This is a genomic window from Nitrospira sp., from assembly GCA_015709715.1.
Classification (GTDB): Bacteria; Nitrospirota; Nitrospiria; order Nitrospirales; family Nitrospiraceae; genus Nitrospira_A.
On record CP054184.1, the window covers coordinates 1,834,858 to 1,851,690 of the forward strand.

The following is a 16,833-nucleotide window of genomic DNA, read 5'->3' on the forward strand; positions in this document are numbered from 1 at the left end:
GCCTCGTCGAAGCCAAAACCCATTCAACCACGGAGGGCGTCGCCGTGCGTCCCCATATTCTCATCGTCGATGACGATCCCGACATCCGCGAATCGCTTGGCGACATGTTGTCGCACGAGGGCTACATTGTTGAAAGCGCCGCCTCCGGCACCGAAGCTCTGCAACAGGCCAAACAGACGCAATATGGCGCCGCGCTGCTCGACATTCATTTGCCGGACTTGAGCGGGCTCTCCGTTCTCAAGGTGATGATGGAGCTGGACCCCTCGTTGCCCGTCATCATCCTGACCGGCAATGCGACCCCGGAGAACACCATCGGATCCCTCGCCAAGGGGGCCTTCGCCTACCTCACCAAACCCTACAACTCGCAGGAATTAAAAGCCGTGCTCCGCCGAGCCGTTGCCGTGAAGGGGCTGGCCGTACGGGCGGAGTATGTCGAGCAGGCCCTGCATGCCAGCGAAGAACGGTTTCGGGCGCTCGTCGAATCCGCCACCGATGGCATCGTCCTGGCCGACCAGAACGGACACATCATTTGGTGGAACGGCGCGGCCGAGCGCATGTTCGGATACAACAAGCAGGAGGCCTTGGGGCACCCCCTCACCATGTTGATGCCGGAACGTTTTCGGTCTGCGCATACCGCCGGCATCAGCCGCCTCGTGCAAGGAACCGCCACGACGTTCATCGGCAAGACCACCGAACTGGTGGGGCTGACCAAAGCGGGCGAGGAGTTTCCCATTGAACTCTCCCTGGCCTCGTGGCATGCCAAGGAAGGCATATTTTTTAGCGGCATCGTCCGCAACATCGCCAGGCGGAAGCGAGCAGAAGAGGCCGTCGCCCGATTGAGCCACCAGAACCGGTTGATCCTGGACGGTGCCGGGGAGGGCATCTTCGGACTCGATCTCCAGGGCTGCGCCACCTTCGTCAATGCCACTGCGGCGCGGATGCTCGGCTGGGGCCCCGAGGAGTTGTTGGGCAAGCCGATGGCCCCCCTGCTGTACCAGGCGGCATCGGGACCGTCTGTGATGCCGCCGGACCCCTTCTCGCTGCAGGCGGCGTTGCGTGATGGCGCCATCCATCGCATCCAGAACGAAACTTTTTTCAAGAAGGACGGCACCTCGTTGCCGGCGCACTACGTCACCAGCCCGATCCACGAGCAGGATCGAACGGTCGGCGCCGTCGTGGTGTTCCAGGATGGCACGGAACGCGCGCGCCAAGAGCGACTGCAACAGGCGCAACTCTCGGTCAGCCACATCCTCGCGCAGGCCGATCACATCGAGGAGGCCATCCTGCCCATCCTGCGTGTGACGGCTGAAATGGGGCCGTGGGACTTGGCCCTCTGGTGGCAGCCCCCATCCGCAGACGCCAATTTGGTCTGCCGCGGTGACTGGCTGCGCCCCGGTCGCCACTGGCAGGATTTTGTGACCCTCTGTCGTAACAGCGCCATGCCGCCTGGTCTCGATTTTCCCGGCATCACGAAGACAAGCAAACTGCCCCTCTGGGTTCCCGACGCCATGGTTGACGGCCGCTTCACCCGCAGGCCGACTGCGGCCCGCCTGGGAATCCATACAGCCTGCGCCGTGCCGATCCGCACAGGCAACCTGATTCAGGGCGTCCTGGAACTCTTTTCGGACAGCACGCTCCCCCCCAGCACCGGTCTGCTGCAGGCCTTGACCGACACGGGCATGAAGGTCGGTCAGTTTATCGAACGCACCTGCGCCATCCAAGCGCTGCGCAGTTCCCATGAAATGACGCAGGGGCTGCTCGCCAGCTTACCCGGCGCGATTCTGCTCTGTGACCGGACACAGCGCATCCGCTACACCAACCCACTGGCCGCTCAGTATTTCGGCGAGGGAAGGTCCTTGATCGGCCGCCTGCTCTCGGACTGTCTGGCTCTTCCCGAGACAGCCATTCGCTATCTGAACAATGCAGCATCCCCACCTCTCGCCGAAACCGGGCCCAGACCGCCGGAAGGCGAATGCGAGCTTGCGGGGCGCACCTATCGCTATCGCTTCTTCCCTGTCGCCGCAGCCGAGTCCGGTGAGCATCACACCGGCATCATGCTGTGGGACATTACGGAAGACAAACAGCTCCAGGATCAACTCATCCAGACTGAAAAACTCTCCGGTCTGGGGACCATGGTGTCGGGGATGGCCCATGAGATCAACAATCCAGCTCAGGCCATCCTCAGCATGGCGGAGTTGATCCAAGACGAAGAAGACCCTCGCCGCATCAAGGAATTCGCCGCCGACATCGTGGGCTATGCACGCCACGTCTCCACCGTGGTGCGCGATTTCGTCAGTTATGCGCGCGCTACCGGACGTGACGGAGAGACGGCGCTTGATCTGGCGGAACGTCTGGTGGAGGCCCTCAAGATGGTCCGGCGGGGCCCGCACTTCGAGCGCCTGGAGGTAGTGACGCAGTTCGACGTGCCGGCCTTCCTCCGTGCCAGAAAGGGTGAAATCGATCAGGTGTTCGTCAACCTCATCAGCAACGCCGCCCAAGCCATGCGCGGCAACGGTCGCTTGGTACTGACGACGAACCAAGAGGGCCCGTGGGTCACCGTCACCGTGGCCGACAATGGACCCGGCATTCCACCCTCCATCTTGCCGCACATCTTCGATCCCTTCTTCACGACCAAAGAGGCGGGGCAGGGAACCGGGCTCGGCCTCAGCATCGTACGAAAGATCGTCGCCAAGTATGACGGCACCGTGACGGTGGAGAGCCTCGTGGGGCACGGCACCACCTTCCAATTGCGGTTTCCTTCCGCCGCTCTGTGAGAGAACTGTATGGTCGCACCCAAACCGAGCCCGCCGAAATCCCGCGAGGGTTGCGTCCTCCTCGTCGAGCACGAGCCCTACGCCCGCAACACGATCCGGCTGGCCCTCGCCCAGGCAGGGCACAAGGTCCTGGAGACAGGCGATGGGCAGGAGGCCGTCGAGGTCATGAGGAGCGGCGACCGTTCGCGCATGGTCACTGCGATTCTTGTTGATATCGGCCTCCCGCGAAACAGCGGCGTGGAAGCGATCGCGTTCTTCCGTCTGCAGTATCCGTCGATCCCCGTGGTCGTCTTGACCGGTCAGCGAGACTGCGATCTTGCCATCACCCTGATGAAGATGGGCGTGCGCGACTACGTGGTGAAGCCGGTCGTGAAGCAGGACCTCCTGCGGGTCCTGGCCGGAGCGGTGCAGGGAGATCACACGGCACGGAGCCAGTGTGTCGCCTGAGCGGCTGGATGGGGCCTGGCGCTTGCCGGAACCGACCGGTTCCGGCGATGCCTAGGATCGCGCGGAGTAGGCGCGCTTGAATACCGAACGGAGACCGAAGTAGGCGAAGGAGTCCTTGAGATTCGAATAGAGCCGCTTCAACGGGCCCATATCGGGGTTGGTGACATATTCCATCGTCAGCACGATTCGCTCCTCCTGCTCCCCCAACGGCGTGACCGCATGCCATAGCTTGTCGCCGTTGAAGATCACGAGGTCGCCCGGGGCCGTCGCCAATTCCATATGGATCGGTTGTTTGCCGGGCACATCCTTGAACAGATCACAGACCAGCCGACAGTGCTTGGATTGATCCAGCAATCCCATCAAGATCGTATAACGGGCGCCCTTGTAGTAAGAGGTATCGTAATGGTACCCGATGTGGTCCCCGGCTTCCGTATAGTAGTAGAGCGCACAGGAGTGCGGATCGTTGGCGGGGCAGAGCAGCAGATTGACGTGCGTCAGCCGATTGAGCATCGCGCGAAAAGCATCCGAGCGGTAGAGGTCGATGAATTCGGGCCCCCGTTCCATCACGGTGTAGTAACTGACGCTGCCACCCTTCTTGTGGCCGGGAATATAATTACGATTCAATCCTGACTTGAGGACCTGGGCCTGGGTCACGAAGGTGCGTTCGACGAGTGCGCGCGGCAGGAATTCGGGAATGTAGAGGAACTCGTTCTGGTCCCAATAGTCCCGTTCCAACCGATCCAGATCCAGGGCCGCGACCGCTCGTTCCACCGCTTCGGTCACTTCGCTCGTACAGGTCTGATTCATACGTTCCCTCGCCGAGTCTGAGTTGCTGCTGTCGCCGCTAAAGGGTGTCATCCGAGGTCGGCTAGGGCCGACTCAGCACCGGAGCCCTGACGATTTCTACATCGGACGGCGCCTTGAAATCAAATAGATCGTCCTTGAGACCGCTGTTGGCCTTCAACTCGACAAAGTCGAAGGTCGCTACGTTGCCGCTGACCTCATGGAGCGCGATAGTCTTGAGGAAATAGGTCTTCGGCTCCACCTCTATCACGATCCGCTGGATGGCCCGCTCCGGTTCCGCCCGCCCTTCCTTGGGGGTCAGCGTCAGCACAGGAATGCCTCCCGCCCCGCGATCCTTGCCGGCCGTGGGGGTGATGTCGAACTCTTCGTCGAGCTTTGCCACGCCTTGCAAGAGCTGCAGCGGCGCCTGGGAAGCCGCCATATAGGTCAGTTTGCCCACCAGCACCTGCTTGTGCTCGGGCACATACATTTTGACGTCTTCTTTGTTGACGTAGATCTCCTCCGTCGCCGGTTCGATGTAATCCCAGCGGAGACGCCCTGGCTTCTTGATGTAAAAACGTCCGGTCGACAGCACGGGGGTGGCAAAACCCTCAATCCTAGTTTTCTGCGTGAAGGAGGCTTGGAGATCCTTCGTTTTTTCGTACCGGGCTTGGATCTTCTTCACCACCTCGCGCACTTCCTGCACCATCGGATCTTCAACGGGCTGGTCTTCCGCTCTCACCCATTCAGGCGCCGCGAGCCATCCGCACCAGGCTACGAGCACCATCGTCATCAACGTCCGCATCATGCTTCCTCTCCGCCGACCGGCCCACGACGGCCGAGGACCTCCCGGCGCCCGTCGCGTCCTGCCGCCCCGACCACCCCTTCCGCCTCCATCTGCTCGATCATGCGGGCCGCGCGGGGATACCCCACACGGAGGCGCCGTTGGATCAAGGAGGCTGACGCTTGGCCGGTCGACAAGACGAGGTCCTTCGCCTGTTCGTACACGTCGTCTTTCTCCTGCTCCTCTTCCGCCTCTTCCTGTTTGAGCGACTGCAATTCCCGGCAATAGGACGGCAACGCCTGCTTCTTCACAAACTCCACCACGCGACGCACATCGTCGTCCGACACATAACAGCCGTGGATCCGCATGAGCTTGCCGGTGCCTGAGGCCAAGTACAGCATGTCCCCGCGACCGAGCAGCGCCTCCGCGCCGTTGGCGTCCAGAATGGTGCGGGAGTCCGTCTTGGAAGAGACCTGAAACGCGATGCGAGCCGGGAAGTTCGCCTTAATGAGGCCGGTCAACACATCCACCGACGGCCGCTGGGTCGCCAGCACCAGATGGATGCCCGAGGCCCGGGCCATCTGCGCCAGCCGTGCGATCTTGTCCTCCACATCTTTCGGCGCCACCATCATGAGGTCCGCCAATTCGTCGATCATGACCGTGATGTAGGGCAACGGCTCAGGCAGCGTAGATTTCACTTTGTCCCTCGGCCCGTTCTCGCCCGCCGGTTCGGTACTCTCCCCTTGTGAGAGCCGGTCTTCTTCCGGAAGAAATTTCAGCTCAACCTGTTCGGGCTTGCCCGATTGCCAGGCGTCCGAAACCACTCCCTGCATCTCGGCGATCTTCCGGTTGTAGGCATCGATGTTCCGCACTCCGGCATCCGCCAGGAGCTTATACCGCCGCTCCATTTCCTGCACCACCCAACTGAGGCCCCGCGCCGCCGACTTCGGATCGGTGATAACGGGGCGCAACAGGTGCGGAATGCCGTCGTAACTCTGAAACTCGAGCATCTTGGGATCGATCAGGAGGAGTTTCACCTCGTCAGGCCGGGCACTGAACAAAATGCTCAGCAACATCGTGTTGAGGCTCACGCTCTTGCCGGCGCCCGTGGCTCCCGCCACTAGAAGATGAGGCATGGTTTTGAGGTCCGCGCTGACGGCCGCACCGAAGATGTCTTTCCCGAGGGCTAAGCTCAGCTTCGAGCGAGAGCGAGAAAAAGACGCACTCGTCACGACCTCCTTCATCGACACCGTCTCGCGATACGGGTTGGGCACTTCGATCCCCACGACCGATTTTCCCGGCAACGGAGCCACGATGCGCAGACTGATCGCCTTGAGGGCCAAGGCCAAGTCGTCGGCCAGATTCACGATGCGTGCGACCTTGGTCCCAGGCGCCGGCTCGAATTCGTACATCGTCACGACCGGCCCAGGACGCACCTCCGTCACCCGTCCCTCAATGGCAAAACTCCGCAAGGCCTTGGTGAGGATTTCGGATTGCAACTTGAGTTCTTCGTCGCTCAGGCGGGCGAGCGGTCCGGAAGGGTCGCTCAACAGCTCCTGCGGATCCGGCAATACGTACCCGTCCGAGACGGAGGGGCTCACCGCGACCGCAGCCGGTTCTTCGACCGGAGTTTGACGCTTTTCGACCTTGAGGGGCGGTTGGATTTTCGGCGGAGCGAGCGGCACCTCGATCTGCTCCAGGGCTTCGGCCACGACATCCACCTCGCGCGCCAACTGCGGCGCTCCTGCATCGCGAAGCGGTCGCGAGGCCTTCGGCCGCACCCGCTTGGACTGCTCCGCCTGCTGAGTCGGCCATTCCGGCCGTAAGGCAGCGGCACGCTCTCGAAGGGTCATCCACCAGCCGGGTACCCGCTGCAACAGCAGCGTCAGGGAAACAGGCACCGCAAACAAGAGCGCCACCACCAATCCCGTCAGGATGATGATGTGGGCCCCCGTGCTGGCAAAGTAACTTCTGGCGCCATCAGCCAGGACTTGGCCGATCACTCCACCGGCCATCCCGCGATGGACCCACCCGCTGGAGAGGGTCGGGACCCCCGTGACCTCCAAATGCAGCAGTGCGCTTAGGAACACGATGGCCGCCACACCGCTCCCGGCATTTCTGAGCCGCACGGTGAGAGGAATCGGCGTGAAGCAACGTGCGCCGAGGAGGCCGAGCAGGAGCGGAATCAGATACGCGGCCCCGCCGATCGTGAAAAAACAGGCGGCCGCAACCAGCGCCCCGACCGAGCCGATCATGTTCTTCGGCTGACCGCTCGCCGCTCCGATCGCTTTGGCGTCGCCGGGTACGAATGAAACCAGGCTGAGCAAGATGAGGAGACCGGCCGCGACCAGGAGAACCCCGATCACTTCACGTTTGACATGTGAGGAACGGGAAGGGGCTGAGCGGGCGTCACCGCGCTTTGCCGTGGTGGATACACCCATGCGGCGGATCGTAGCATAGGGTCTATGCCTTTTCAAACAAAGGCGCGACGCGTGCAGCGACAGACAGCGAGCTTACACAAGATCGGCGTCGAGCACCTGGGCCAACGCTCGATAGTCTTCCAGCGCCAGCATTTCGGCCCGGGCCTGCGGCGAGACACCGGCTGATTCCATGGCGGACATCAGCCGATCGAACGGGAACCCCTCGTCGCGAAGCGAATTGATCACCGTCTTTCGGCGGTGGGCGAACGAAGCCCGCACGAGGCGTCGAAACCGGCCCTGCCGAATCGGGTCGATCGTCTCATGAGTATGGAGCACCAGCCGGACCACTGCGGAGCCGACGGTCGGTCTCGGCCGGAAGCAATTCGCCGAGACGGTGAAGGCCAGGTCGACCGTCGCCACATCTTGCGTCAACACCGATAACACGCCATAGTCGCCCTGATTGGGTCGGGCAGCCAACCGCCGCGCCACCTCGGTTTGCAGCATCAGCACCATGCGGCTGAAGGAGGCGCGGGCATCCAGGAAGGCGAACAGCAGCGGCGTCGAGACATAATACGGTAGATTGGCTACCACAACCGTTCCGGCAGGCAGGCTCTCGAAGGGAAACTGCAAGGCGTCGCCGATGCGCAGATCCAGATTCGGACGGTGACCAATCTGCTCCCGCAGGTGCGGCTCCAACTGCGGGTCGATTTCGACCGCGATGACCCGAGCCGCCCCCATGCACAGGCCCTCCGTGAGCGCCCCTCGACCAGGCCCGATTTCCAGCACCGTCTCGCCTGGGCGAAGGGCCGCCAGCGCGATGATCTTGCGAACGATGTTGGGATCAATGAGAAAGTTTTGGCCGAGTCGCTTGAGCGCCGGGGGGAAGGGTCGAGCCATGGTTCCGCGCCTACCCAGACGCCGAACCAGCCGCACGAAGCCGTTTCGCCAGCGCCGCCAGATGCGATCGATAGCAGTCCACCTGATCGGAAAACTCTTCGACCAGATCGTTGGTGAAAGCGGGACCGGGATTCTTACCGGAGAACGCGTCGGCCTCCGTCGCCCCCACCTGCTGCCGAAGCAGGGCCACCGTGCGGACTTTCCACTTGGTGATCCGCTCCGACCCCATGACCGTATTCAAGTCCTGCGCCGTTTGTGATGCGATCGCGTCAAGTTCTTTGATCTGCTGTTCGACCATCGAGACAGCCGATGATCCTGTCGTGTTCATGCCGTAGCCCCTTTCCCTTTCCTTCGCGCGCCGGACTTCATGGACCAGGTCCCGGCCAGACGCGCCGCTACCTTCACCGCTTCCAACAAACTGCCGTGCTCGGCCACCCCTTTGCCTGCAATGTCATACGCCGTGCCATGATCGACCGAGGTGCGAATGATCGGCAACCCGACGGTCAAATTGACACAGGTACCGAACGCCACCAGTTTGAGCGGAATCAGGCCTTGATCGTGGTACATCGCCACCACGCCGTCGTAGGCTCCGCGCGCCGCCTTGCCGAACAAGGTGTCGGCCGGCAAGGGATCGCTGGCTTTGATCCCGACCGCTCGCGCCTTGAGGACGGCAGGAGCGATGTACGTCGCCTCCTCGTTTCCGAACAGACCATGTTCGCCGGCGTGGGGGTTGAGCGCGGCCACACCGATTCTCGGCTTGGCGATGCCGAAGTACCGGGTCAACCCGAGATGCGCCAACCGAATGGCCTTGGTGATCCGTTCGGTCGTCAATAAGGACGGCAAGTCCCGAATCGCCACATGGGTCGTGGTGAACATGATCTTCAATGGGCCGCCGACGATCATCATACCGAACTCCTCCGTTCCGGTCAGTTTGGCCAGGAGTTCCGTGTGGCCCGGATAGTGATACCCGGCCATGTGCATGGCTTCTTTATTGATCGGCGCCGTCACGATCCCGGACAGGATCCCCGCCTGCGCCAAGTCCACGGCCGCTTTGATGAAGGCCACGGAGGCCGCTCCGGTCTCCTCCGACGCTCGGCCCAGGCGAAACCTTGTCAGGGGTGTCGCCAAGGGATCCATCACCGCCACTTGTCCCGCCTTCGGCTTCGCGCCTTGCGGGTCGAAGGCGACGACCTCCAGCGGCAGTTTCAACCAGGCTATCGTCCGTGCCATGACCAGCCGTGAGCCGATGACGACCGGGCGGCAGAGCCGGCCCAAGGCCCTATCTGCCAAAGCCTTGGCAATCACCTCCGGTCCGATGCCGGCCGGATCTCCCATCGTCAACCCCAGGAGAGGCAGCGGGGAGCCTGTCGTATGGTTAGGAGCCATTCGTATACAGATACAGGGTGTACCCAAGGTACAGAAGCGCACTACCGCTCAGCAACCAGGGGCGCCAATGTCCCGACCAGAGGGCCTGAAGAAAACTCATGCCCATGGCCAAGACAGCCAAGACCATCGTCGCCAGCGCAGTCGTGCCCAAGCTCCATTCCGTGCCGAACAAGCCGACGGAAACGGGAATGGTCCCTTGGAACACCATCGCTCCGGTGACATTGCCGACGGCCAACCGATCTTTCTTCCGATAGAGCCACAGGAAACTATTGGACATTTCCGGCAACTCCGTCGCCAGGGGTGCGATCAAGAGCGCCAGGATCAGCGGCGACACCTGCAAGGCCCCCGAAATCGAATTGGCCGCCGTCACGAAGAGATGGGCCCCGCCCACCAGGCCCAGCAACCCGACCAGCCCCTGCGCGGCGATAAGGACATAGGGTGGCTGCGCCGACCGTCCGGCGAACAACAGCGGCTCCAATTCTCCCCCTCCCTCGCTCTCCTCATCCTCCGCCGAGAATTTAAGCTTCATATAGTAGACGTAGAGGCTCAACAGGCCGACCGCCACCCCAATGTGGAGCGCGCGAGACGGCACGAACGCGCAGATCAAGGCGAGACTATATCCGATGAGGAAAAACAGGATATCGGTTCGGACTTCTCCATAATGGAGCTTGAAGACCGGCGTTCGTTTGCCCAATCGCGCATACAGCATCAACAGGAGCGCCAAAATGGGCAGCACGAGCGTGCTCAACATGAAGGGCGCTCCAAGGATCGCGCCCAAACCGACTTCCACCTGCTCGCGGCTCGCCCCGAAAAAGATCGCGATGATCGGGATCGACGTCTCCGGCAGGGTTGTCCCCACCGCAGCAAAAATGCTCCCGACCGCGCCCTCTGAAATGTGTAGACGTTTCCCCAGCCACTCGATGCCGTTGGTGAAGAGGTGACAGCCCGCGAGGGTAATGACCACCGAGGCCACGAACATGCCCAGATACAGCAGGATCGTCACGGTTTCGAGAATCCCTTTCGCCGCTTGTCCTGCGTCCGGCCGTAGGCCGACAGGGCCGCTTCCCAGATGTCCTTCACCGGTCGGCCGACCTGCTCGGCCACCCGCCTGCAGTCGTCATATTCCGGCGCGGCCTTGCTGTAACCTGGCCGAACGTCGGCGACCTTGATGCGAATGTCCTGTCCATTCACCTGCACCGCGGCGAACCGGCGGGGCAAGACCCGCCGCTGCATCTCGACGACCCGCACACCGAGCGCGGTGGTCTCGGCGAACAGCACCGCCAGCACCGCCCCCGACTTTTCCCGCGGAACCAGCACGGACAACACGTGGCCGGGGCGGCTCTTCTTCATCATGACCGGCGTGAGTGTCGCATCCACCGCACCGGCGGCAAACACCCGCTCGAAGACCATCTCGTAACATTGGGGGTTCAGGTCGTCGAGATTGGTCTGCAGTTCGACAATCGTCTCCACCGACCCGACGGTGGAATCGGCGCCCTCGCCGAGAAAGACGCGCAGCACATTCGGCCATTGCGGCGGGTCGGCCGTCCCGGCTCCATACCCCACTTGTTTCATCTGCATGGCCGGAAGCGGACCGAACTCCGCCGCCAGGGTCCGCAGCAAGGCCACACCCGTCGGGGTGGCCAATTCACGCGCCGGTCCCTGCACATAGACCGGCAGACCGCAGGCGAGCGCCGCCACGGCAGGACCAGGCACGGGCAACGCTCCGTGAGCCGACATCACCGTACCGGAGCCGACATTGATCGCCGACGCCGTCACCCGTTCCACGGCGAGCAGATGCAGCCCCAACACACTCCCCACGACATCAACGAAGGAATCGATGACACCGACCTCGTGAAAATGCACCTTCGCCGGTTCGACGCCATGCGCCTTCCCTTCGGCTTCGGCCAAGGTGTCGAATACCGCCAGACTCCGTTCCTTGACCACAGGCGGCAATCCGCTCTTGGTCAGAATCCGCCGGATCTGCGCCAGGGTCAGCGGGCGCTCGAAGCCCTTCTCGATGTGCACGTCGACTTTCGTCGCCGTGAGCGCGCCTCGGTCCACCGTCCGCTGCTGAAGGCGGAATCCGTCGATCCGCAAGTGTGACAACCCGCGAATCAATTCCTTGAGCGGCAAGCCGACATCCACCAACGCTCCAAGCGTCATGTCGCCGCTGATGCCGGAGAAACAATCGAAATGAAGATGGTGCGTCATAACGTTCCTCGCATCACCTGACGCGATGCGAGCGGCATCTTACCGGAGCCGCATCCGGACGGCAATCATTGCACTCGTTCGTTGACAGCCCACCGACGCTGTGTTATCCCCACAACAAGATTGAATCCGGATCACTCGGCCAGCCGGCCGCAGCATAGGGACCCATGCGTGCGCTGACTCCAACTCCCGACGCCACCGCTCTTCCCCGTCCGCAATGGAAAGGATTCGCATGGCTGATGCTAGTCAGCCTCGTCGTGATCCTGATGGGACAGAGCACGGAGGGCTTCGCGAAACAGAAGGGGAAAGGTGTTCCGCGCCCCGAGCCGGAACTCAAGATCGTCGAGTTCTCGGCCTCCCCGATCCCCTACCATCCGCAAGAAGGACCGTTTCAGTTCGTCGCGACGGTACAATTGCCCAAGGAAGTCGACGAGCAATGGATGCTGGAAGTGTCCGCCCTCGTCACCTCGCCCTCGATGACCTCTTTGCGGTTTCTGTCCATCAGGCAACCGGTCAACGAACATGTGCAAACGAACGAGGCTACAAACGGTGATGCAGCGCCCAAACGTGTGCGGGTCGACCTCACCTGGGACGGACTGGACCACAACAAGCAGCAGGCTCCGGCCGGTTCTTACGAATATGAGGTGCGGGTGAAGTTGCTCAGCAATGGGGAAAAGGGGCAGCGCACGCAGATGCTCTCGTGGCCGAAACGCGGCAAGTTTGCCGTGAAGGAGTAACGAGAGCCCGGCTCCTCACTCGACCGTTTCCTCTCCCACCATGTTGATCCGATGGGCCAGGCAACCGGCGCCGAAGCCGTTGTCGATGTTCATCACCCCCACACCGGCCGCGCAAGAATTCAACATCGTCAACAGCGCTGCCAGCCCCCCGAAATGCGCGCCGTACCCTCGGCTTGTCGGGACGGCAATCACCGGCTGTCGCACGAGCCCTCCCACGACGCTCGGCAAGACACCGTCCATGCCGGCGGCAACCACCACGACACGCGCGCCATGGAGCCGATCCTGTTGACCCAACAGGCGGTGAAGCCCTGCCACGCCCACGTCATACAGCGTCTCGGTCCGACTGCCCATGATGTCGGCCGTCACGCGCGCTTCCTCCGCCACGGGAATGTCGGCGGTCCCGGCCGTGACGATCAGCACCGACCCGCGGCGAGCCAACTTCAGCGGAGCAATCGCCACAACCCGCGCCTCTTCATGGTATTCGGCCCGTTTGCTCATCTTGAGCAGCGCTCGCGCCACCGGCGGATCGACTCGTGTCGCCAGCAGCGAATTATTTTTCCGCAGGAGCGTCTTGGCAATGGCCACCACTTGACGCTCCGTCTTCCCTTCGCAAAAGATGACCTCGGGAAACCCCTGCCGGATCGCGCGATGGTGATCGAGCGACGCAAACCCCAAATTTTCGTAGGGCAGGGTGCGGAGCTGACGAAGCGCATCGGGCACGTCGATGACGCCTCGCTGCACCTGCGTCAGCAATGCCTGCAAGGATGCTTGATTCATGACAGGGCTTTCTCTCCCTTGGCCTCTCGCTCCATGAGGTCGCCCACCGCCTGCCGACAGGATTTCTCGGCAAACAACACCGCGTTGACCTCCTGGACGATCGGCATGTCCACGTCATAGCGCCGAGCCAAGCCCAGCGCCGCTTTGGCGGTTCGCACTCCTTCGGCCACGGCCTGCATGCTCCCGAGAATGGCCGCAAGCCCTTCACCACGACCTAACCGCATACCCACGGAGTGGTTGCGACTGAGCGGCCCGGTGCAGGTCAGGATGAGGTCGCCCACCCCGGACAGGCCGTAAAACGTCCTGGGGTCAGCCCCCATGGCGGCACCCAACCGAATCATCTCGGCCAACCCTCTGGTGATCAGTGCAGCGCGGGCATTGTGTCCGAGTTCCAAGCCGTCCACCACCCCGGCGGCTAGGGCCATGACGTTTTTCAGCGCGCCGCCGAGTTGCACACCGATCACATCGTCATCCGCATAGACACGAAAACTCGGTGTCATGAACAACGACTGCGTCTGCTTGACCAAATCGGCATGCAACCCGGCGAGGGAAATAGCCGTCGGTTGCCCCTGGCTGACTTCGGCGGCGAAACTCGGGCCCGACAGGACCAGCAAGAAGTCCTGCATGGCGGCCGGCAACTCCTCCTGCATGACCTGGGTCATGAGCTGCAGCGTCTCTTCTTCAATACCTTTGGTCGCACTGATCAAGGGAAGGGGCAAGGAAAGCAGCGGCGCCATGCGGCGCAAGACTGCTCTTGCCACATGGGAGGGAACGGCAAAAACCAGATAATCCGCCTCGGCCAGCGCCTCCTCCAAGCTGGTGGTGGCGGAGAGGCCTGACGGCAGCGCCACACCCGGCAGATAACGATGATTTTCCCGCCGCTGCTCGATGGACTCGACCACATCGGATTCATACGCCCAAAGGCATACCGGCAGCTGCTTCTCGGCCACATGCCGAGCGAGGGCCGTTCCCCAGGCTCCGGCACCGATCACCGAGACACGCTGCTTGGCCGGTTGAGTCATCGCCGCGGATTATAGGAAGGGGCTTCAAAGACTGTCAACGAAGCGGCCCGCTCCCGTGAGACTGGAATTCCTCAGCGCCCCACGCTACCCTGTGGAAGCCATTCGTGAACGGAAACGATGAAAGCCTGTCCATCCTGTGGGCGCGCCCTGCCTGAAATCAGCCGGTACTGCACCTTTTGCGGCGCTGGAGTGGCGAACGACGCCCCCGCCACGCCGCACCCCTCGGCAACGAACCAGAACAAGGAACAGCTCAATCTGCGCATTCTCTATGGGATGGTGACGGTCCTGCTCCTCGAACTCCTCATGCCGCCTTGGGAAACACCACCGGCACAACCGGCTGCGTTCCTCGGCTTTCATTTCATTCTGTCCCCGCCCCAGGCCGATGCCCTCGTCAGCCGCCTCTTGCTGACAATCGAACTCACCACCACAGCCATCGCCGGCCTGTACCTGTCGTTTCTTTTTCGATCGCGCTAGGCGGGATCGGCGGAAGGGGTCAATCGAGAGCCAGGGTCAGGCACTTGGCGGCACCGCCCGATTTGATGAATTCATCCAACGGCACGGGATGGGTGCGATACCCTCGTGCCTCCAGCAGTCGCATGGTGCGAGGGCAGCCGGATGGAATCACCACCGCGTCGCCGACACAGACGGCATTGCAGGCGAACCGGAGCGCATCCTCCTCCGGGACCTCCACACGGCGATCCTCCGGGATCAACCGCGCAATGGCGGCGCGGCCATAGGAGTCGAAGGCCGCTGGGTAATAGAGGAGTTCCCCGCCGCTCAGCGGGCAGAAGCAGGTATCCAGGTGATAGAACCGGCCGTCGATCAACTCGAGCGGAATGATCTCACGCTGGAAGATCTCGCTCAGCCGTGGAAAGGCTCGAATGTCCGATCGCTGCCGGTACCCGCCGAACCAGGTCTCTGGAAATCCGAGGAGATCGCCGGCTCCTTCGAAATACAAGTCCTGGTCGAACGGCACCACTTCATACCCGTGCTCGTGAAACCACTGAGCGAAATACTTCTCCTCCCGTTGTCGCTCCGGATGGCGGAAGCGGCTCACTAACGCGCGCCGGCCGGCCACCACCCCGGCGTTGGCGGTGAACACCAAGTCCGGCAACCCTCGGACCGGCTCCATCCGCTCAAGTTTCGCGCCGACATCCCGCTCCAAGACCTGCATCAACTCCTGCCACTGGGTGACGGCACGCGCCGGATCCACAGCATTCGCCCGCCGCATCCAGGGATTGATTTCATAATCGATCTGAAAATAGTCCGGAGGACAGACCAACAAACGACTCATGGGCGCCACCCGAGTGCGCGGGCCAACTCCGACAGAAATGAGGCGGCGTCCATGACCAGCCCCACGGCTTGGAAACTGCCGCGATCAGCCAGCTTCGTCGGCACCGCTGGATTCACATCGACACAGACGGTCGGGATCGTCGCCGGCAATAAATTGCCGGTGGCAATGGAGTGGAGCGTGGAGGCCACCAAAAGCGCAAGGCCGACGCCGGGAATGTGTGCGCGCATGGCCTGCTGGGCCGCCATCGAGTCGGTCAGCACGCCCGGGAGCGGGCCGTCGTCTCGGATAGTTCCCGCCATCACCAGGGTGACATGTTGCCGCACACAGGCCGCCATGATGCCGTCCCGAACCAGCCCAGAACACACAGCCTCTTCGATGCTGCCCAACGCCCGCACCCGATTGATGGTGCGCAAGTGGTGCTCATGGCCATGGGGCACCGACCGCCCAGCCGACAATTCGTACCCGAGTGACGTGCCGTACAGAGCCGCTTCCATGTCATGGGCAGCTAACGCATTCCCGCAGAACAACACCTGCACATACCCTTCCTCAACCAACCAGGCCAACGCCTCCCGCCCTCCGGCATGGATGATGGCCGGGCCTCCGGCGAAGAGAATCTTCGCATCGGCCTCGCCCGCCCTGTGACGCGCACGCAGACGCTGCATGCGGGCGGCGATATCGGCGAGGACCGGCTGATGTGGGCGCTCCGACGACACGACGGATTCCATGAACCCAAACACATCACGTTCCGTCGGGCGGGCTAGGGGCGTCACCCTGATGCCGTCCCGCCCGATCACGATCAAATCTCCTTCCTTCACCGCGGCCATCGGTACCGTCCTCGCGCGGGCCTTGGCCGGATCCACGCAGATCCCCACATCCATTTCGATGCCCTCGACCGTCACCCATTCGCCGTCCAGGCGAATCTCCGTGGACAAGTGGGTCGTCGCGTAAAACTGCTCGGGGAACACGCCGGCGGCCGGAGCCGGTTCAAACCGGCAATCCTCTTCCCGCTCCACGGTAGCCCCATGCGGCTGAATCGCTCGAAGGATTTCGGCCAATTGTCGGCCGGAGGAGGCACGAACGACGATTCGCGCGTGAGAGGGCGCATCCCTCGTCGCTCCGATGCGCACATCCTGCAGGTCGAAGGTGCCGCCCATCATCAAAATGGTATCCAGCACCTTCGCCAGGATCAGCGAGTCGATGATGTGGCCCTGCAGCAACACGGTTTCTTCCGGCGCCGTCATCGGCAGCTCCTCCTGTATATGTGGTGGTCTTGCCAAATTTTACCATGCGCCAGGCGACGAGCA

16 protein-coding genes are annotated in these 16,833 nt (G+C 62.4%); 4 read left to right on the forward strand and 12 right to left on the reverse strand.

Features of this window, described 5'->3' with window-relative positions; translation table 11 throughout:
- The first annotated feature begins 44 nt into the window (after positions 1 to 44).
- Together HRU82_08615 and HRU82_08620 are read left to right on the forward strand one after the other, a co-directional pair.
- Positions 45 to 2,774: a PAS domain S-box protein gene (locus HRU82_08615; GenBank protein ID QOJ35005.1), complete on the forward strand. Its 2,730-nt coding sequence runs from the start codon at positions 45 to 47 to the stop codon at positions 2,772 to 2,774.
- Between the two features lie 9 nt (positions 2,775 to 2,783).
- Positions 2,784 to 3,221 carry a response regulator gene (locus HRU82_08620; protein QOJ35006.1) on the forward strand — a complete coding sequence of 146 codons (438 nt, stop codon included), beginning with the start codon at positions 2,784 to 2,786 and terminating at the stop codon, positions 3,219 to 3,221.
- A 51-nt stretch (positions 3,222 to 3,272) separates the two neighbouring features.
- On the opposite strand, the gene HRU82_08625 is transcribed toward HRU82_08620, so the two are convergent.
- From HRU82_08625 to larC, 8 genes are all read right to left on the reverse strand, one after another.
- Positions 3,273 to 4,028 (reverse strand): 2OG-Fe(II) oxygenase, encoded by a 756-nt coding sequence (locus HRU82_08625; GenBank protein ID QOJ35007.1) that lies wholly within the window; start codon positions 4,026 to 4,028, stop codon positions 3,273 to 3,275.
- 61 nt (positions 4,029 to 4,089) lie between these two features.
- The gene (locus tag HRU82_08630) at positions 4,090 to 4,812 is read right to left on the reverse strand and encodes an outer membrane lipoprotein carrier protein LolA (GenBank protein ID QOJ35008.1); all 723 of its coding nucleotides are present in this window, start codon (positions 4,810 to 4,812) and stop codon (positions 4,090 to 4,092) included.
- Positions 4,809 to 7,229 (reverse strand): DNA translocase FtsK 4TM domain-containing protein, encoded by a 2,421-nt coding sequence (locus HRU82_08635; GenBank protein ID QOJ35009.1) that lies wholly within the window; start codon positions 7,227 to 7,229, stop codon positions 4,809 to 4,811. The genes HRU82_08630 and HRU82_08635 overlap by 4 nt, the downstream gene beginning before the upstream one ends.
- A 72-nt stretch (positions 7,230 to 7,301) precedes the next feature.
- The gene (gene rsmA / locus HRU82_08640; GenBank protein QOJ35010.1) at positions 7,302 to 8,105 is read right to left on the reverse strand and encodes a ribosomal RNA small subunit methyltransferase A; all 804 of its coding nucleotides are present in this window, start codon (positions 8,103 to 8,105) and stop codon (positions 7,302 to 7,304) included.
- A gap of 10 nt (positions 8,106 to 8,115) precedes the next feature.
- Positions 8,116 to 8,433, reverse strand: a complete 318-nt coding sequence (locus HRU82_08645; protein QOJ35011.1) for a hypothetical protein — start codon at positions 8,431 to 8,433, stop codon at positions 8,116 to 8,118.
- Positions 8,430 to 9,491 carry a 4-hydroxythreonine-4-phosphate dehydrogenase PdxA gene (pdxA, locus tag HRU82_08650; GenBank protein QOJ35012.1) on the reverse strand — a complete coding sequence of 354 codons (1,062 nt, stop codon included), beginning with the start codon at positions 9,489 to 9,491 and terminating at the stop codon, positions 8,430 to 8,432. The genes HRU82_08645 and pdxA overlap by 4 nt, the downstream gene beginning before the upstream one ends.
- On the reverse strand, positions 9,481 to 10,494 hold the full coding sequence (locus tag HRU82_08655) for a sodium:calcium antiporter (protein QOJ35013.1): 1,014 nt from the start codon (positions 10,492 to 10,494) through the stop codon (positions 9,481 to 9,483). Before HRU82_08655 ends, pdxA begins: the two co-directional genes overlap by 11 nt.
- Positions 10,491 to 11,702, reverse strand: coding sequence for a nickel pincer cofactor biosynthesis protein LarC (gene larC, locus HRU82_08660; GenBank protein ID QOJ35014.1), 1,212 nt, complete (start codon positions 11,700 to 11,702; stop codon positions 10,491 to 10,493). The genes HRU82_08655 and larC overlap by 4 nt, the downstream gene beginning before the upstream one ends.
- A gap of 236 nt (positions 11,703 to 11,938) precedes the next feature.
- Between larC and HRU82_08665 the strand changes: the two genes are divergently transcribed.
- Positions 11,939 to 12,436: a hypothetical protein gene (locus HRU82_08665; protein ID QOJ35015.1), complete on the forward strand. Its 498-nt coding sequence runs from the start codon at positions 11,939 to 11,941 to the stop codon at positions 12,434 to 12,436.
- Positions 12,437 to 12,451: 15 nt separating this feature from the next.
- Here HRU82_08665 and larB read toward each other — a convergent pair whose 3' ends face one another.
- Both larB and HRU82_08675 read right to left on the reverse strand, forming a co-directional pair.
- Positions 12,452 to 13,213 carry a nickel pincer cofactor biosynthesis protein LarB gene (gene larB, locus HRU82_08670; protein ID QOJ35016.1) on the reverse strand — a complete coding sequence of 254 codons (762 nt, stop codon included), beginning with the start codon at positions 13,211 to 13,213 and terminating at the stop codon, positions 12,452 to 12,454.
- Positions 13,210 to 14,235 (reverse strand): NAD(P)-dependent glycerol-3-phosphate dehydrogenase, encoded by a 1,026-nt coding sequence (locus HRU82_08675; protein QOJ35017.1) that lies wholly within the window; start codon positions 14,233 to 14,235, stop codon positions 13,210 to 13,212. Before HRU82_08675 ends, larB begins: the two co-directional genes overlap by 4 nt.
- Positions 14,236 to 14,352: 117 nt before the next feature.
- Here HRU82_08675 and HRU82_08680 point away from each other — a divergent pair, with 117 nt between their 5' ends.
- Positions 14,353 to 14,709: a zinc ribbon domain-containing protein gene (locus tag HRU82_08680; GenBank protein ID QOJ35018.1), complete on the forward strand. Its 357-nt coding sequence runs from the start codon at positions 14,353 to 14,355 to the stop codon at positions 14,707 to 14,709.
- A 19-nt stretch (positions 14,710 to 14,728) separates the two neighbouring features.
- On the opposite strand, the gene HRU82_08685 is transcribed toward HRU82_08680, so the two are convergent.
- The gene (locus HRU82_08685) at positions 14,729 to 15,529 is read right to left on the reverse strand and encodes a hypothetical protein (GenBank protein QOJ35019.1); all 801 of its coding nucleotides are present in this window, start codon (positions 15,527 to 15,529) and stop codon (positions 14,729 to 14,731) included.
- Positions 15,526 to 16,770 (reverse strand): TIGR00300 family protein, encoded by a 1,245-nt coding sequence (locus tag HRU82_08690; GenBank protein QOJ35020.1) that lies wholly within the window; start codon positions 16,768 to 16,770, stop codon positions 15,526 to 15,528. The genes HRU82_08685 and HRU82_08690 overlap by 4 nt, the downstream gene beginning before the upstream one ends.
- Positions 16,771 to 16,833 lie beyond the last annotated feature (63 nt).